A 16,336-nucleotide genomic window follows, 5' to 3' on the forward strand; every position below is an offset into this window, starting at 1 on the left:
TCATCGATTCGGTCCGGCAGACGGATATAACGGTTCAACCCGAAAAACAGGCTATAATCCCCGTAACCTGGAGCGAAACGAATGTGGAGACGGGGAAGTATACCGCACGGGTAACTGTCACTCTCGAAGGGACAATAATTAAGCAGAGTTCAATTGAGTTTGAAGTGTTCGCACCCGGAACGCTGACGCGCGAAGGAGCGCTTGTCGATTTGATATATGAAGGCATACCGAAGAAGGACGGAGTTGTCAAGATTATCGGCGACTTTAAAAATACCGGAAAAATTGCGACACGCGCAAAACTGATAGGCGAAGTGTATAGGAACGGCGTACTCGTTGACACGGTATCCAGTGAGGAACTGATAATTTCCGTTGGAAGCCACGATGAACTGTATGCATACGTGCCGATTCGTGATAGTGGCACGTACCGGATTGACGCATATGTGGTATATGAAGGAAAGAAGACGAATATTACCGTCCTTGATTTTGACACGTCCTCCTCATCGGGACTGGCAGCCGGGACCATTAATCCGGCTCTCACGATATGTGCCGTGGCGCTGGGACTGATTATCGCGATTCCCTGTTTGAGGCGGAAAAAGGATCGTTAATACCAGTATTCATCGTTTTTTTCCAAATACGCACCTTGGATTGCCGACGAGTACCTGGCGATCTTTCGACTCCATGATGGAGAAGCGTGGTTCCGGACGAGGGCCGACAATCTGAAGGAAGGCGCAATTCACCGCTGGTGATTCTGATCCGGAGAGCGAATCTCTCCGGTACGGCAGGGGGAGTTACGGCTGAATAGTCGCCAGTGGCCAGGACCGCCCGTACCGGTTCACTCGAATCCCCGGATGGATCCGGTTAAAAGGACAAGAACGGGAACAATTTCCAGTCTTCCGATCCACATGACCAGAATGAAAAGCCATTTCGACAGGAGGCTCATGCCCGGATTGACAAAGCCGGTGCTTACCCCGACATTGCACATGGCGGATGCGACCTCAAAAATTACGTCACTGGATTCGTACGGTCCCACGGACTCGAAATGAAGAATGGCAAGACTGCCGAAGAAAACTGTCAGGATGAAGAGGATGATGATGAGCATGTTTTTTGAGACTTCGACTTCGGCAATGGTGATAGGTATGGTCTTTCCGTCGTGATGGAAGGGGATGACTACCCTGCTGCTCATGAATATGCGCTTGAACCACCACAGCATGCTGTCTTTGGCGAGAAGAATCCGGTCGAGTTTGATACCGCCCGCAGTGCTCCCCGTTGCGCCGCCAATCAGCATGAGTGCCGAGAAAAAGAGCACCGTTGCGCCCGACCAGACGAACGGATTGCCGTTCTGAAACCCCGTGCAGGTGATGGCGCTCGTGACCATGAAGAAGCTCTGCCTGAATGCTGTTGCGGCATCGAACGAGAGCCCGGTGACGAGATCATAGAACACGACAACGAATCCCAGCAGGATTAACGTAATCAGCAGACGTGCCTGCGGGTCCCTGAAAATATTCGCCTGCCGTTTGAGATACATATAATAATACAGTTTGAAGGGGAGTGCTCCGGCAATCATGACGGGTATGACCAGCATCTCCAGCAGGGGATTGTGGTAGTACAGTATTCCTTCGGTATGAACCGAAAATCCCCCTGTGGCAATTGCGGCCATGGCAATGTTGAGAGCATCCCACAGCGGGATGCCGGAGATGCAGATAAGCAGGAAGGACATCGCGGTTATGAGGATGTACATCGTCCACATTTTTGCCGCGGTTGCGGTAACACTCGGCATGAATGCCTCGGATCTGCCCTCGGAGCGATACAATCCCCGCTGAACAAGCCCGGATCGCTGCCACATCGATATCGTGAATGCGATGATCCCGAGACCACCGACCCACTGCATGAGTGTTCTCCAGAACAGCAGGGCATGCGGTGCGCTATCGACAGACGGCAGAAGTGTCAGACCGGTCGAGGTCCATCCCGACATTGCTTCGAACACGCAGTCGGAAAAGGGCATCCCGAGTATCAGGGCAAAAGGCAGTGCTCCGACGAGTGCTGCGAGGAACCAGACTATTGCCACCGCGCTTATTGCGACACTCAGTTTTGTTTCCCGTGATTGGTGGGGAATTTTTCTGAGATAGATGCCAAGAAGGCCGAAGACGGACGGAACTGCGGCCATCGGGAGCAATATGGGCCATTCCCGGTAGATTACGGCGACAATAAGGGGTGTGGAAGAAATTGCACTTAAAAAAAGCAGTATCTTCCCGATATCCGGTGCGATACCGGAAAATGAACTCAGACGGTTCACGGGACCATCTCGGCTAAACTTCTATACTGGATTCATTCATATAAAAGGAATAGTTTTGTTTCAGAGTTCATTCCCGAGGATGGCGAAAAACCTGTCCCTCGCGTATCGCTCGATCCATGGCCGGTGACCGCATTTTTCAAGTAGAACGAACCTGAAATTGGTGATGATAGGCGAAAGGGGATACAGAACGGCTTTATACGAGTGCGGATCATACTCGCCGTGAATTGCGACGACAGGACACCGGATCTTCTTTCCGAGCTCCAGGAGCGCTCCGCTGCTTCGCATCTCGCGGGCGTCTTCCCACACGCCCTGAAAAATGTCATACCGGCATTCCATCGCATCGCTTTCCGGTGGTAGCGGGTCATATGAATCGGCTTTCGAGATTAATATCCCGAAACGGGCCAAAATGCGATTTTTATCGCTGGTGGCGGGACTGTCGAGGTCGATCATGAGGGACATGACCTCTTTTCGATCTTTCGGAGACAGCCGCGCGAGCCGGGTTTCCATGATATGTTCGGCTGATGTTTCCTCGAATGGAGGGCTCCCGACGAGAATGAGCTTCTCCACGCAGGAGGTATGTTGTGCGGTGAGAATGTAACTGAGTATCGCTCCCCATGAAAACCCGATCAGGGTGACTGGCAGATCCCCATTTGACTCGAGCAGGTTCCGGAGTTCCGCAACCTGCCCCTCAAGAGTTGCAACGGTCTGAAGGGGTTCGAGAACCCCCCGTTCGGCGGAAAGTTCCCGGGCGACCGGCGCCATTTCACCGGCCGCACCCGGGCCCCCATGAACGACGGCGACACGGAAAGGCGGTTTTCCGTATTTTTTTGGATTCATATTCTCATCCCGCCAATTATTTTTCGGGTTTTCTGATATGAGAAATAGCTATACTGACAATGACAATGAGAGTCAATGCAGCTCCCAGCAGGGTCGTATACATTCCCGGAAATTCACTTCCGAGCAGTAGACCCAATCCAATTCCTCCGGCAATGGCGGTTGCATATCCCTTTATCTCCAGGTCAGCCATGGTTGCTTATCCCCCTCTCTTTGTTGTCGATAGCTAACGTAATGAAAGCGCTGCACCCGGGCTGTTTCAGTCCGGCGAGCATGTTGAAAGAAAAAGTCGTAAAACTCGTGGCAATGCCCGACCTCGTTCCCTCCTGTGCGGCACACAGCACCAGGAATGTCCCTGAAGGGATCGCTGGAAACGACAGTCCCGTCCGATTCCCCTCATCTACCGTCTGTATGTGATTTTATGGATCTTCAGCTTTGCCGTTGGTTCACAGCGCGTTCACCGCTTCTTCTGCGCCAGGTATTCCTCAAGCACCGTAAGTGCAGCAATCATGTCCTTTCGCCCGAATCCGAACCTGATATGCTCGTTATTTTCGCCGAAGACCGTGGACGGAAGGAGGGTGACGCCTGTCTCCCGGATGAGGGTGTCGCAGAAGGCTGGCGCCCCTTCGCGGCCGAGGTAGCGGGGGAAGCAGACCGGGCCGGCAAAGGGCGTTTCGCAAGTGAAGAGATCGGGGTGGCGGGCGAAGAAGTCCAGAAGAAGGGTCCTGTTTTCGTTCATGATTGCCCGGTTGCGTGCGATGAGCGTCTCTGCGTTCCTGAGGGCGATTGCCGCGAGAAACTCCGCCGGCGCACTGGTGCAGATGGTCGTGTAGTCCTTCCAGACAAGGATGCGACGGACGAGATCGGCGTCCTGTGTCGCAACCCAGCCCAGCCGGAGGCCGGGAAGACCGAAACTCTTTGACATCACCCCGAGCGAGATGCCCTTCGGGTATTGCGAGGCAACCGCCGGGAGGAGTGCTTGCGGGTCGTACTCGCCGAAACGGTAGACCTCGTCGCAGAAGAGCCGGATGCCATGGTCTTCTGCGATCCCGATGAGTTCGGCCATCTCTGCGGCGGAGAAGTGAAATCCGGTCGGATTATGGGGGGTGTTTACGATGATGCATCGCGTTTCCGGACGGATGAGCCCCCGGAGTTCGTCCATCGAGGGGCGCCACCCGTCCGTTTCGTGCATCCGCCAGTACGAGACATCTGCCCCGAGATAGCGGGCCACTTCGTGGAGCGACTGGTAGGCGGGGAAGAGCACAATAACGTGGTCGCCGGGGGAAAGGAGGGCGTGCATAGTGATGAATATCCCCTCCTCGGCACCCGCGAAGACGACGCAGTTTTCCGGGCCGATGTCACCGGAAAGCGCCGATATCTCGTTCCGCAGGCACGGGTCTCCCTGCGACTCGGTGTACATCAGACGCATCGCACAGAACGCGTCGAGCGAACCCGGTTCGAGCGCAAAAATTTCTCCCGGCGTCCAGCTTTCGCAGTCGGCCGCGGAGAGCATGTAGGGAGCGGAAAATTCGTATCTGCCAAAGTAGCGTTCGAGAGCGAATGGGGGAATGTCCATACTCTGTACAGTGGGATAGGTGATATTAAACAAATCAGTTCTTTTCAAACGTTGGCCGGCGGCTATTCTTAACAAGAATCTGATACTTTCAAAGCTGAAATATGCTTGAAATTATTGAGCAATTATCACGTAGCTGTACTCATTGAAATATATGCTTTCAAGCGATCAACATCATGAATAATAAAGTGCTGATATGGGGATTCGAACCCCAGTCGTAGGAGTGAGAGTCCTACATGATTGGCCGGACTACACTATATCAGCAAGAAGTATTGCCTTATTCTATTCGCAACAATCGTACTTAAACCTGATGATTTCCGCTTTTCCCACCCGCAGAAATCTTCATTGTTACTCCGGATCCGGGCCTGTGCCGGGATGCCTCTTCATCGTGGTGGCAGGAGGAGTAAACTATTTCCCATCCCATGATTTCGGCCCGGTACCCTGATTCTCTCTATTCCTGTCCCTGTCCCTGCCGTAGATTCCGGTCACCACCCCCCTCATCGCCACGTCCACGCCATCTGCCGCCACGTCCGCACCCCGCCCCGGGCCCGACCGTTTCCTCCTCCTCACGGTCATCGTTCTTCGCCTGCACAGTCAACCTCAAGTATATTCCGCGCTAATATACCCCAACACAAATGGCCTCCATAGAAGAACAGATCAAAGAGATCGAGGACGAGATCCGGAATACCAAATACAATAAGGCGACGTCCCAGCACATCGGGAGGCTGAAGGCGAAACTGGCAAAGATAAAGGACGAGGCCGTTACCCGGGCAATGGCGTCCGCAGGGGGCGCTGAAGGATTCGCGGTTAAGAAGTCGGGGGACGGGACGGTCGTCCTTGTCGGTTTCCCGTCGGTGGGAAAGAGTACGCTGCTGAATAAACTGACCGGCACGACACAGAGCGAGACCGCATCCTATGCATTCACCACGCTCACCGTCGTCCCGGGTGCGATGGAATACAAGGGGGCGAACATCCAGATCCTCGATATCCCGGGGCTGATTGCAGGGGCCGCAATCGGCAAGGGCCGCGGAAAAGAGGTGATCGCTGTTGTGCGGAGCGCAGACCTGATCCTCGTACTCGCGGATGTCTTCAATGAAAAGCACGTCAATGTGCTCTTAAAAGAGCTCAATGATGCAGGAATACGCATTAACCGGCATAAACCCGATATCACCATCAAGAAATCCGGTCACGGGGGTATCCGGTTTAATACTGTCGGGAAGGCGGGCCTTGACCTGGATGAAATACGATCGATCCTCGCAGAGAATAAGATTATGAATGCCGACGTGCTGACCCGCGGCGAAGTTACACAGGACGATTTCATCGATGCCATGATGGGCAATCGTGTGTATATCCCTGCATTTCTTGCGGTGAACAAGGTGGATCTCGTCGACGAGGAGACACGGGCGGCAATTGAGAAGGATATCGCCCGGAGGTTCGGCGAGCCGCCGATCATGGTCTCGGCCGCGAGCGGGTATCATATCGAGGAGCTGAAGGATGCGATCTACGACGAGCTCGGTTTTATCCGCATCTTCTTAAAACCCGCAGGCGGCAAGGCGGACCTCGAAGAGCCGCTCATCATCCGTGCACCGGCGACGGTCGAGGATGTGTGCAACAAGCTTCACCGTGATTTTGTGGAAAAGTTCAGATACGCAAAATTATGGGGGGATTCCGTGAAGCACGACGCCCAGCGTGTCGGGCTGCCCCACAAGCTTGCTGACGGGGATATCCTTTCGATTGTCACCCGCGCATGAGGAGCGCATCGCGGATGGTATCCGGCGGTGCGTTTGTCTTTATGCCGGTCCCTGCATGGTGGGTGCGGGACGCGGCAAATCCCTGTTCCTGCAGGTGTGAAAGCACCGTCTCAATGCCCGGAGGAGAGCATTTCCACCGTTTTCCGAGCGCATGATAATCATAGAAGCTGGCCGTGTCGAGCTCGTCGCGGCAGAGGGCGAGCAGCTTCCGGAGAGGTGCCTGTGTCCCGAACGTCCATGCCTCCATGTCCTCCGCAAGCGCCCCCACCAGCGCGTGATCACACACAGCTCCGAGCCAGAGGGGGCCGATGGGGGAAAGCAAAGCCCCGCAGGCAGGACAGGTGCGGGATTCCGCGATCAGGCCCTGCTGTTCGTCCCGGCAGGGGCAGCATGGGCACTGGTGAACGTACCCGATGCGGGAGAGCGTGCTGTCGGCCCTGCCGGCGCCATACGAGAGCTGCAGGTGGAGCCGTACGAAATGTTCCCGGGAAAAACAAAAGAGCGGCTCCATTCCGCGGTCATATTTGATAATCTCGCGTGCCGCGAACCCGAGCAGGATACGGAGCGCCACCTCGCTATGGTACTCTGTATTCATCGGCCGCGCAAAATACCGGCGCATCCCCGCTTTGAGATGGGCGCCGCAGAGCGGAGCTGTGTCTGTCGCCGTAACGAAGAGGAAACGTTTCGCGCTGCCGGCCGCCGCGTTCAGAAAATAGGCGGGCGTGCCGAAGGGATCGATGTCCACTGCATCGAACCGGCGTGTGTGCATGAGCACGTTCGCGTCCTCGCACGTCACCTCGACGTTATCCGCATACGGCCCGGCATTTTTCGCGATCAGCAGGGCGGCACGGGGATCGCGGTCGTTGATGGTCACGGGGATGCCGCATTCGTGAGCAATCCGGATTCCCCGTGCACCCGAGGCTCCCATGACATCGAGGTAGTGGCACGGGCTGAGGCGTGCGACAAGCAGGACGGTCGCGTCCCGGTTGAGCTCCATACGCCTGTTGAAGAAAACGGGGGCGCTTCCCGCCGGAAATGAATGGGTGGAGTCCTGCACGGGCACAAAAAAGCGTGTCGTTCCCTCCTGTATTTCAGCAACGTCCATCGCATCGTTCAGGTGGATGTTCGGAAATCTTAATGCTTATCCCAAGAAACATAATCAGGCAATTCTTGGGCTTGTGGCCTAGCCTGGATAAGGCGGTAGCCTCCTAAGCTAAAGACCGGGGGTTCAAATCCCCCCAAGCCCGTTTCTGCCGGTAAAGGCAAACCGCGTATCTCATAGGGGATCACCGCGAAGGATATTCTGAGTATGGGTCTCTCCGCGTACTTTTCAATCATCCGGCCGCTTAACGCATCGGTGGCCGGCATCGCAGGAGTAATTGGTTTTCTTATTGCACAGGGAACACTGTCCGGCCAGCCGCTGTTGCCGCTCGTTGTGGTGGTTGTGGCCTGTATCACGGCGGCAGGCAACACCATCAACGACTACTTCGACCGTGACATCGACCGGGTAAACCGCCCCGATCGCCCTCTCCCCGCAGGGAAAATCTCTCCTCATGCGGCGCTTTACTTCAGCATTCTCCTTTTTCTGGCAGGAAATGTGGTCGCCGGCGTCATCGCCCTCTCTACGACACCGCTCTGCCTTCTCATCGCAGCCGGGAACTCACTCATTCTCCTGCTCTATGCATCCCGGTTGAAGGGTATGCCGCTCGTCGGCAACATTGCCGTCTCCTACCTTGCCGCCAGCGTCTTCCTCTTCGGTGGTGCCCTTACGGGTGTCGGGGGCATGATCCAGACACTGCCTGTCGTTTTGATCACCTTCTGTGCGATGCTTGCCCGGGAGCTCATCAAGGATGCCGAGGATGTTGCGGGCGACAGGGAGGGAGGGGCAACGACGCTGCCGATGATTATCGGTGTCCGGAAAACCGTCAGGTATGCATGTTTTGCCGCAGCGACCGGAGTCGTGCTCAGTTATTTGCCGGTTGTGCGCTGGTGGGGGATTCCGTATCTCGCTGCAATTACAGCCGTTGACGCGGTTATCATTGCCGGTGTGTTTGCGGCAGTCCGGTGCACGCGGCCGGACTGCGTCCGTGAATCGCGGGCGTCGACACTGATCAAGGTTGGAATGTTTGCCGCGCTCGTCGTCTTCATCGCCGCCGCTGTTGTATATTGAAACCTTAATGTGGTTTGGAATGGAGAAATGAAACCATGAAGGTGTACCAGCGTGGGGATACCTATATTGCGCCAAAGGGGTCTTTTTTTGACGGAAACGTTAAAATCGAAGGCAATTTCATAGTGGCCCCTGAAACCCATATCTGGGGGCGTCTCGAGGTAAGCGGGAGTCTTGAGCTCGGGCCGTATTCCACGGTCGGTGACACCGTATTATGCAGCAGCGCGGTGATTGGAAAGGGAGTGAAAATCAAGGGGGCCCTTGAGGTGCTCGAGGACGTCACCGTCTGCGACGATGCCCGCATCAGGACGCTCAGGGCCGGCGGAAATGTAATATTACGGCCTGGCGTGATGATCGGTGCGGTGCACAGCGACGAAACGATTTTTGTTTATGGAAAGGTGAAAAGCGGCACTCTAACGGGCCGGAACGTTAAGGTGCTCGGATCCTGATCCCTTATCAATTCCGATTCCCGCAACATCAATAACATCCGCCCAGTTTACGATTGTTTCCACGCAACCATCCTTCAGGGTGACCACGCCCATTGCGATCAGCCCCATCTGATCGGACATCTCCAGCCCTTCTTTCACTTCCATCAGGCATCCGACACCGATGATGGCTGTGGGATGGTATTTTTTTACGAGGCGCTTGATGAATGTCGAACCGGGCACAACGAAGACGCGGTACCCCATCGACTCAAGTTCATCGGCAGCTTCGCCGATTCCGCACCGGTTGCAGCGTCGGCATACGATCCCTTCCGGGGTGAGATGGGCCGGGCAGTGGGCGTTCCTGAGGCACTGCGGGAGAAAAACCGCCCGGTTTTCTACCGGGATGGTAGCGAAGGCCTTCATATTCATCGCATTGTGAAGGCGGATAAAGAAGGTCGTAAGTTCCTTGTCTTCGAGCCCGATCAGCTTGCAGATTGCCTTGACAAGCCCCTCCATAAGGACGAGGCCGGATTTCAGGAGCCGGGGAAAATAGAACCGGCCGTTTCTGATAGAGTAAAATGCGATTGCCACCAGAATGAGTGCGAATAAAATCAGGGTGAGGGCGGTGAGAAGCGTCAGCTCACCGATAATGATCAGTACACGTTCCCAGAGTGGCGAATCGATAAGCATGACCGCTAAAAAATAGTGTGGGATCTGTTAAATAGTTCCTCTTCACTGCATTTTGGAATCCTGAGATCTGGAGGGGTATATGACGCCTTTTTCGGTAATAATGCCGGTAATCAGCTCTCTCGGTGTTGCATCGAATGCAGGGTTTATGACGCCCGCTTCGTCAGGGAGGAGCATCCGCTCGCCACAGCGGGCAAGTTCTTCCCTTCCCCGCTCCTCGATGACGACGTCTGATTCGCGGGATGCCGCATCAAAAGTCGAATACGGTGCTGCGATATAAAAGGGGATACCGTGATGCCGGGCGCATACTGCGTGCATGTAGGTGCCGATTTTATTGAAGACGACATCCTCGCAGATGCGGTCTGCCCCCACGACGACCACATCGATGCATCCCGTTCGCATGAGGTGCGCGGCACTTCCGTCCGGAATCACCCGGACATCGATGCCGTCCCGGACGAGCTCCCACGCCGTCAGGCGGGAACCCTGGTTGAGCGGCCGTGTTTCGCAGGCGATCACCCGGATCTCCTTGCCCGCCGCCACCGCCGATCGGATCACCCCGAGGGCTGTCCCCCATTCTACACAGGCGAGGGCGCCCGCGTTGCAGTGCGTGAGCACCGTGCACGAATCGGGAAGAAGTGCCGCTCCGTGATCACCGATGCGCCTGCAGAGTGCGGCATCCTCCCGTGCAAGTGCCTCCGCCTCCCTGATGGAAATTCGGCATGCATCCTCCGGTTTTTCCGCCACAAGAACCGCTTTCAGCACGCGATCGATCCCCCAGCCGAGATTGATTGCCGTTGGTCTCGTTGCCCGCAGGAGTTCGGCAGCAGCACGGATTTCATGGAAAAAAGCATCAGGTTCCTCCTTTTTGGCCCGCGATGCGGCGAGCGCAACACCGTACCCTCCCGCAGCGCCCAGTGCCGGCGCCCCGCGGATTTCAAGTCTCCGGATGGCAGTTGCGAGCCTTTCTACGGAGTCACAGACAATAATCTCGAATTCTGCGGGGAGCAGGGTCTGATCGATAAAACGGATCGAACCTGTCGCGTAATCCCAGGAAATCGTGGCCGTGTCCATGGAGTTCACGAAGCCCTGATGGCGTCAGTAAATGCCAGCATTGCTGCCGCCTCCGCCTGTGTGACGGAATCGGGAATATCTCTCGGAGCGGTTGCGGTCCCCGCGATGTAGATGCCCGGTTTGATCGTTTTTACGGGAGCCATTTTCAGGTTTGCAGGCTGCATAAACCCATTTTCATCGACCGGAATGCCGAGGCGGGCGGCGATCTCCCCTGCACCCTGGGCGGGTTCAAGTCCGACGGAGAGTACAATGAGATCCGGGTGCAGCGATTCCACGTCGCCTGTCTCGGTGTTCTCAACCTGCATCTCCATCCCGCCCGGTGTCTCGCGAACCTCGCCCGGCATTCCGCGAAGGAACCGTATTCCAAGCTCTTCGGCACGGGCGTAGTACTCCTCATACCCTTTGCCGTATGCCCGGATATCCATGTAACAGATGGTGACGTCCATCGCAGGGTATTTTTCCTTGATGAGAATTGCGTTTTTGATGGCGTACATGCAGCAGACGCAGGAGCAATACGGGCGGTCCGTATTCCGCGATCCGACACACTGTATAAAGGCGATATGTGTGGGTTTTTCGCCGTTTGAGAGGCGCCGGATGGCTCCTCCCGTCGGACCGCTCGCATTGATCATCCTCTCAAGCTCCATGCTGGTAATCACGTCCGGTATCCGGAGATACGAGTATTGCGGTTTGCCGCAGGCATTGAAGGTATCGTAACCCGTCGTGATAACAATGCTCGCCACCGTAATCGCACGCTCCTCAATTTCATCCTCATCATCATGGAGGATTGCGTTGCGGTCGCAGATCTCGTAGCAGAGTCCGCAATCGATGCAGTGTTCACGGTCGCGGATCACGACATTCGGGACAATCTGGGCATGGGGCTTGTAGATTGCCTTTCTCACCCCGATTCCGGCATCGAACCTGTTGTAGACCTCGACAGGGCAGATCCCGATACAGTCGCCACAGCCGTTGCACTTCTCCTCGTCGATGTACCGGGGATTCCGGACCAGACGCACGGTGAAACCTCCGACTTCACCCTCGACTCCTACCACTTCCGTACAGGTATGAATCGTAATAAGGGGGTGCCGTTCCGCATCCACCATCTTCGGGCTGAGAATGCACATCGAACAGTCGTTCGTCGGGAATGTCTTGTCAAGCTGAGCCATATGGCCGCCGATGCTCGGTTCACGCTCGATGAGGTGAACTTTGATACCATGGTTTGCTATATCGAGGGCTGCCTGAATTCCCGCAACACCCGCCCCGATAACCGCGACTTCACTCAATTCCTGTACCTCTCCGCAAGTTTCACGTATCCTTCGGCGTTTGAAATGATGCCTACCATCTGCTCGGCGGACACCTCCCGAACAACCTTGCCCGGTACTCCGAGGACTACCGATCGTGGTGGAACTACCGTTTTTTCGGTGACGACTGCACCGGCGCCGATGATCGATCCCTCCCCGATGACGGCGTCGTTCATGATCACCGATCCCATGCCGACAAGCACCCGGTCATTGATTGTGCATCCGTGAATGATGGCGCCGTGGCCGACAGAGACCTGCGATCCGATCCTGACGGGGCGCCCGACTGTCGTATGCACGACAGCGTTATCCTGGATGTTCGATTCGCTGCCGATTGAGATCTGATCCTTATCGGCCCGGATGACCGCACCGAACCAGATGCTCACATGTTCACCGAGGGAAACGTCCCCGATAAGGGTAGCGTTTCCGGCGAGAAAAAAGGCCGAACCGGTCGGTGTACCAGCACTCATAATAATATAGCAGTTTAAACTCTCACCTCAATGAAAGTTATGGTGGGAGGAACTTTCGATCCCCTGCACGACGGTCATAAAAAACTCCTCTCCCGCTCATTCGAGCTTGCGGGACCCGGCGGTACGGTCACCATCGGTCTCACGACAGATGACTTTGCAGGAAAGAAGACGCATCCCGTTCGTTCTTTTTCAGAGAGATACCATGATCTCGAAGTTTTTCTCCGCAACTCCGCTTTTACGGCGTCGTGGGCAATCGAACCGCTTACCGACCGGTTCGGATCGGCGCTCGAAGCAGATTTCGATGCTCTTGTCGTCAGTGAAGAGACGCTTCCGGCAGGCATGGAGATAAACCGCATCCGCCGCGAGAAAAAGAAGAGAAAGGTCGATATTCACCAGATAACCTGCGTGCTTGCGGAAGACGGCCGCTGGATCTCAAGCACGAGGATACACCGGGGTGAAATCGACGACCATGGCCGCCTTATCAGATGATGTGGCTCGCAATATCCTTCGTGATCACCGTATCGCAATAGAGGCAGTGCAGGCCCGTGCCGACAACCTCGAAACTGCTTTCGATCGGCTCGTTGGTATTGGAGATGCAGCCCGGATTCGGGCAGCGGACGACGCCCTTCAGCACAGCCGGGATTTCCACACCCTTTTTCTGCACGACCGTATAGTTCCGTATGAAGTTGATGGATGCGCGGGGGGCGATCAGCGCAATCCGGTTCACCTCCTCCTTCACCAGCTCGCGGTTCTCGATTTTCACGATATCCTTGTGTCCCATCAGTTCACTTGCGACATTTGTGGCGATGGAGAGGCATTCATCGGTAGTGCCGGTGATCCCGAGAATTCGCAGGACGTTCAGCGCTTCACCGGCCGTGATATGATCGATAACCGTTCCGTCCCGGATCGGGCTGACAAGCAGCGCCGGGGGGTGCGTATGGCTCATTCCCGCATCACCTCGCGAAGCATGGCCATCCTGACAGGGACGCCGTTTTTCGCCTGTTCGAAATACCGGGCACAGGGGAGATCGTCAACGCGGGGATCAATCTCTCCTGCCCGCGGGAGCGGATGAAGGATGATGAGCGAATCACGCACGTCGGAGAGAGTTTCGGGAGTGATCCGGTAACTCTGGGCGACGTTGAGGTATGAGGCTGAGTCAGGGAACCTTTCACGCTGGATCCGGGTGACATACAGCACATCGAGGGAATTGATGATCTCATTCACGCTCTCGTAGGCGATGACGTCCATGCCGCGGTCCAGGAGCTCGGAGAGCAGATGCTCCGGCAGTTCCAGGCCGTTCGGTGCGATTGTATGGAGAGTTACGTCATACAGTGAGAGTGCATAGGCAAGCGAATGGGCGGTCCGTCCGTACCGCAGATCACCCAGAAGGCCGACATCGATGGTGTCGATCGGCATTGACTGGCGTATCGTATAGAGATCGAGAAGCGTCTGTGACGGATGCTGGCCGGCACCGTCTCCTGCATTGATGACGGGCACGGAGGCAAATTCACTTGCCAGACGGGCTGCGCCCTCCCGGGGATGCCGGAGCACAATCGCGTCGACGTAGCCGCTGACGACACGGACGGTGTCTGCAAGCGTCTCCCCTTTGATGATCGAACTCCCCTCCACGCTGTCGACGCAGATTGACGCACCGCCGAGGCGGGAGAGTGCGGATGCAAATGACATGCGGGTTCGGGTACTTGGCTCGAAAAAGAGGAGAGCGACGATTTTTCCTTCAAGGCTTCGTTCGATGGTACGCTGTTTATGGATATCCTCCGCCAGCGTGAGGAGCGCGTCAATCTCCTCTCTATCGAAGTCTTTTATCGAGATGATGTGGTACATACGTCAAACGCCCTATGATCGTTGTGGGATACACCTACTAATCCCCTTCGGCCCGGCACGCCGCTCTGCATGCCGTTTCTGCCCCCGGGGTATTCATGGCAAAGGGGTGTGTCTCAGTGAAATAAAGATATATGCACGTGGATTCGGAGGGGAGATCCCCCGGAGCTTGAAGGTATCCGGGGAACCGGCTGTGCCAAAAAGGGGTATGGGGAGTCCTGTCAGGCCCGGACCGCCTCTGCGCTCCGGTCGATGATCAGGACGGCGACCAGCGCAAGCACCGAGAGGGGGAGTGCCACGATGAGCGGATCAACTACCTGCCACGGCATCGAAAGAACGGCATCCTGCCCGAACAGCAGGGCCGATATTCCGAGCGGCTTGGATTCCGCCATGTGAACGAATGCGGTCCAGAGGAACCAGGCTATCGTACCGACGCCCAGACTGGCCACGGCGGCACGCGTCGAGGGACGGGTGCTGTAGAGGCCGTGGGTGTAAGCGGGGAGAAACGCCGACGCACAGAGACCCATGAACATCACCGTGGCCCGGGCGATAATACTCCCCGGCAGGCTGTACGCGACGATGACGCTCACGACGATCATCACCACCGTTCCCAGCTGTGTAATTTTCAATGATCCCTTTTCATTCCGTACGACACTCCACAAATCATACCCCACCGACGTACCCATCGTGTGGAACAGGGAGCTGAGGGTCGACATTGCGGCGGCGAGAAGGGCGAGCATGAAGATGATGATGAAGAGATCCGGCATCGAGGCATTGATGTAGGCAGGTATGATCGAATCGATATTTCCACCGGCTGCCGCGAGCGCGAGTTGCCCCTGCGTCTTCATGAAGTACACGTTGGTGAGTGCTCCGACGGTAAACGCAACACCGGTCATCATGAGAATGAAAGGTCCTCCGACAGCGACGGCACGGTGAATCGCCCGAGAATCCGAAACGGTCATAAACCGGACAATCAGCTGGGGCTGAGCCAGAACGCCGATTCCCACCCCGAGTACTATCGATGTAATCAGAGTCAGCCATATCGGGGAGCCCAGTACGGGCATCGATGCCCAGCCGGTATGTCCGCCGCTGGCGAGTGATGCGGGAACCTGTGCGGATAGTGCGCTGAGTGCCGAATGGGCTGCCTCCACCCCGCCGAGGTGAATGTAGGTGAGTACGAGGAGTATGGTCATCCCGACGAGCATGATGCTGCCCTGCAGTGCATCGGTGTACATCACGGCAATCAGGCCGCCGAGGATGACATAGGCTGCAACGATGACAGCAAATCCAATAAGCGCGGTATCGTAGGGGATGCTGAGTGTTGTCTCAATGAACCGTGCGCCACCGATAAGGATCGCTGCCGTATAGAGCGGCATGCCGATGATGATAATCGCGCTGCTCGCAGACTGCATGAAACGCGAACCGTACTGCTTTCCCATCAGATCGGGAAATGTCACGGCACCCAGGCGATGTCCGATTTGTCGTGTTTTTTTACCGAATACGACAAATGCGAGGAGAATCCCTATTCCCACATTGAGCACGGTGAGCCAGATGAGGCCCATCCCCAGGTATGCAGCGAATCCTCCGAAGCCGATAATCGCTGAGGTGCTGATGAATGTCGCACCATAGGAGAGGGCAAGCACCGCTGGATGTATCTTTCTGCCGGCAACGAGGTAATCCTCATGCTCGCGGGTTTTCCTGTACCCGTAGTATCCGAGAATAATGACCAGAGCGAGGTATATCGCAGTAACTACCACGAGCGTAAGCGTATCAATTGCCATGGTCCTCGACTCCGTTATGCCAGTTCATGTACCCGTACACTACGCATCCGAGCGCGAATCCCAGCGCGAGCAGATAGCCAATCACGATTTGTGCGTCAGTAATTCCGAACATGGAAAACACCTCACGGTATTCAGAATTTGTATCCATTC

15 protein-coding genes, 2 tRNA genes and 1 pseudogene are annotated in these 16,336 nt (G+C 55.9%); 6 read left to right on the forward strand and 12 right to left on the reverse strand.

Annotated features, from left to right (window positions below; translation table 11 throughout):
• Positions 1-605: pseudogene (locus APR53_04250) on the forward strand.
• Between the two features lie 227 nt (positions 606-832).
• Here APR53_04250 and APR53_04255 read toward each other — a convergent pair.
• From APR53_04255 to APR53_04270, 4 genes are all read right to left on the reverse strand, one after another.
• Entirely contained in the window at positions 833-2,293 is a 1,461-nt protein-coding gene (locus APR53_04255) for a cation transporter (protein KQC03905.1), read from the reverse strand.
• A gap of 60 nt (positions 2,294-2,353) precedes the next feature.
• Positions 2,354-3,130 carry an alpha/beta hydrolase gene (locus tag APR53_04260; GenBank protein KQC03906.1) on the reverse strand — a complete coding sequence of 259 codons (777 nt, stop codon included), beginning with the start codon at positions 3,128-3,130 and terminating at the stop codon, positions 2,354-2,356.
• Between the two features lie 454 nt (positions 3,131-3,584).
• Entirely contained in the window at positions 3,585-4,703 is a 1,119-nt protein-coding gene (locus APR53_04265; protein KQC03907.1) for a hypothetical protein, read from the reverse strand.
• A gap of 186 nt (positions 4,704-4,889) precedes the next feature.
• Positions 4,890-4,964, reverse strand: a tRNA-Glu gene (locus tag APR53_04270).
• Between the two features lie 371 nt (positions 4,965-5,335).
• Between APR53_04270 and APR53_04275 the strand changes: the two genes are divergently transcribed.
• Positions 5,336-6,451 carry a GTP-binding protein gene (locus tag APR53_04275; protein KQC03908.1) on the forward strand — a complete coding sequence of 372 codons (1,116 nt, stop codon included), beginning with the start codon at positions 5,336-5,338 and terminating at the stop codon, positions 6,449-6,451.
• Here the strand turns inward: APR53_04275 and APR53_04280 are convergent.
• Positions 6,438-7,556, reverse strand: coding sequence for a tRNA (guanine-N2)-dimethyltransferase (locus tag APR53_04280; protein KQC03909.1), 1,119 nt, complete (start codon positions 7,554-7,556; stop codon positions 6,438-6,440). The genes APR53_04275 and APR53_04280 overlap by 14 nt on opposite strands.
• Positions 7,557-7,623: 67 nt before the next feature.
• Between APR53_04280 and APR53_04285 the strand changes: the two genes are divergently transcribed.
• From APR53_04285 to APR53_04295, 3 genes are all read left to right on the forward strand, one after another.
• Positions 7,624-7,698, forward strand: a tRNA-Arg gene (locus tag APR53_04285).
• Positions 7,699-7,760: 62 nt separating this feature from the next.
• Positions 7,761-8,621 carry a digeranylgeranylglyceryl phosphate synthase gene (locus tag APR53_04290; protein ID KQC03910.1) on the forward strand — a complete coding sequence of 287 codons (861 nt, stop codon included), beginning with the start codon at positions 7,761-7,763 and terminating at the stop codon, positions 8,619-8,621.
• Between the two features lie 35 nt (positions 8,622-8,656).
• Positions 8,657-9,067 (forward strand): cell shape determination protein CcmA, encoded by a 411-nt coding sequence (locus tag APR53_04295; protein KQC03911.1) that lies wholly within the window; start codon positions 8,657-8,659, stop codon positions 9,065-9,067.
• Here the strand turns inward: APR53_04295 and APR53_04300 are convergent.
• The 4 genes from APR53_04300 to APR53_04315 are packed head-to-tail and all read right to left on the reverse strand — an operon-like array spanning position 9,032 to position 12,566.
• Entirely contained in the window at positions 9,032-9,733 is a 702-nt protein-coding gene (locus APR53_04300; protein ID KQC03912.1) for a hypothetical protein, read from the reverse strand. The genes APR53_04295 and APR53_04300 overlap by 36 nt on opposite strands.
• A 42-nt stretch (positions 9,734-9,775) precedes the next feature.
• Positions 9,776-10,801, reverse strand: coding sequence for a methylthioribose-1-phosphate isomerase (locus APR53_04305; protein KQC03913.1), 1,026 nt, complete (start codon positions 10,799-10,801; stop codon positions 9,776-9,778).
• Positions 10,802-10,806: 5 nt separating this feature from the next.
• Positions 10,807-12,081, reverse strand: coding sequence for a hypothetical protein (locus APR53_04310; GenBank protein KQC03914.1), 1,275 nt, complete (start codon positions 12,079-12,081; stop codon positions 10,807-10,809).
• Entirely contained in the window at positions 12,078-12,566 is a 489-nt protein-coding gene (locus APR53_04315; GenBank protein KQC03915.1) for an acetyltransferase, read from the reverse strand. The genes APR53_04310 and APR53_04315 overlap by 4 nt, the downstream gene beginning before the upstream one ends.
• Positions 12,567-12,596: 30 nt before the next feature.
• Here APR53_04315 and APR53_04320 point away from each other — a divergent pair, with 30 nt between their 5' ends.
• Positions 12,597-13,055, forward strand: a complete 459-nt coding sequence (locus tag APR53_04320; GenBank protein ID KQC03916.1) for a phosphopantetheine adenylyltransferase — start codon at positions 12,597-12,599, stop codon at positions 13,053-13,055.
• On the opposite strand, the gene APR53_04325 is transcribed toward APR53_04320, so the two are convergent.
• The 3 genes from APR53_04325 to APR53_04335 all read right to left on the reverse strand — a co-directional run bounded on the left by APR53_04325 (position 13,048) and on the right by APR53_04335 (position 16,186).
• Entirely contained in the window at positions 13,048-13,512 is a 465-nt protein-coding gene (locus APR53_04325; GenBank protein KQC03917.1) for an aspartate carbamoyltransferase, read from the reverse strand. The two genes, APR53_04320 and APR53_04325, sit on opposite strands and share 8 nt — an antisense overlap.
• A complete protein-coding gene (locus APR53_04330) occupies positions 13,509-14,408 on the reverse strand; it encodes an aspartate carbamoyltransferase catalytic subunit (GenBank protein ID KQC03918.1) in 900 nt (299 codons plus the stop codon). Before APR53_04330 ends, APR53_04325 begins: the two co-directional genes overlap by 4 nt.
• A 218-nt stretch (positions 14,409-14,626) precedes the next feature.
• Positions 14,627-16,186 (reverse strand): sodium:solute symporter, encoded by a 1,560-nt coding sequence (locus tag APR53_04335; protein ID KQC03919.1) that lies wholly within the window; start codon positions 16,184-16,186, stop codon positions 14,627-14,629.
• Positions 16,187-16,336: the final 150 nt, after the last annotated feature.

Source organism: Methanoculleus sp. SDB, assembly GCA_001412355.1.
Classification (GTDB): Archaea; Halobacteriota; Methanomicrobia; order Methanomicrobiales; family Methanomicrobiaceae; genus LKUD01.

What these genes read in the sequence shown, in the direction of transcription:
- APR53_04260 (KQC03906.1), bottom strand. Translation starts at nt 3,130, where the DNA reads ATGAATCCAAAAAAATACGGAAAACCGCCTTTCCGTGTCGCCGTCGTT.
- APR53_04265 (KQC03907.1), bottom strand. Translation starts at nt 4,703, where the DNA reads ATGGACATTCCCCCATTCGCTCTCGAACGCTACTTTGGCAGATACGAA.
- APR53_04275 (KQC03908.1), top strand. Translation starts at nt 5,336, where the DNA reads ATGGCCTCCATAGAAGAACAGATCAAAGAGATCGAGGACGAGATCCGG.
- APR53_04280 (KQC03909.1), bottom strand. Translation starts at nt 7,556, where the DNA reads ATGGACGTTGCTGAAATACAGGAGGGAACGACACGCTTTTTTGTGCCC.
- APR53_04290 (KQC03910.1), top strand. Translation starts at nt 7,761, where the DNA reads ATGGGTCTCTCCGCGTACTTTTCAATCATCCGGCCGCTTAACGCATCG.
- APR53_04295 (KQC03911.1), top strand. Translation starts at nt 8,657, where the DNA reads ATGAAGGTGTACCAGCGTGGGGATACCTATATTGCGCCAAAGGGGTCT.
- APR53_04300 (KQC03912.1), bottom strand. Translation starts at nt 9,733, where the DNA reads ATGCTTATCGATTCGCCACTCTGGGAACGTGTACTGATCATTATCGGT.
- APR53_04305 (KQC03913.1), bottom strand. Translation starts at nt 10,801, where the DNA reads ATGGACACGGCCACGATTTCCTGGGATTACGCGACAGGTTCGATCCGT.
- APR53_04315 (KQC03915.1), bottom strand. Translation starts at nt 12,566, where the DNA reads ATGAGTGCTGGTACACCGACCGGTTCGGCCTTTTTTCTCGCCGGAAAC.
- APR53_04320 (KQC03916.1), top strand. Translation starts at nt 12,597, where the DNA reads ATGAAAGTTATGGTGGGAGGAACTTTCGATCCCCTGCACGACGGTCAT.
- APR53_04325 (KQC03917.1), bottom strand. Translation starts at nt 13,512, where the DNA reads ATGAGCCATACGCACCCCCCGGCGCTGCTTGTCAGCCCGATCCGGGAC.
- APR53_04330 (KQC03918.1), bottom strand. Translation starts at nt 14,408, where the DNA reads ATGTACCACATCATCTCGATAAAAGACTTCGATAGAGAGGAGATTGAC.
- APR53_04335 (KQC03919.1), bottom strand. Translation starts at nt 16,186, where the DNA reads ATGGCAATTGATACGCTTACGCTCGTGGTAGTTACTGCGATATACCTC.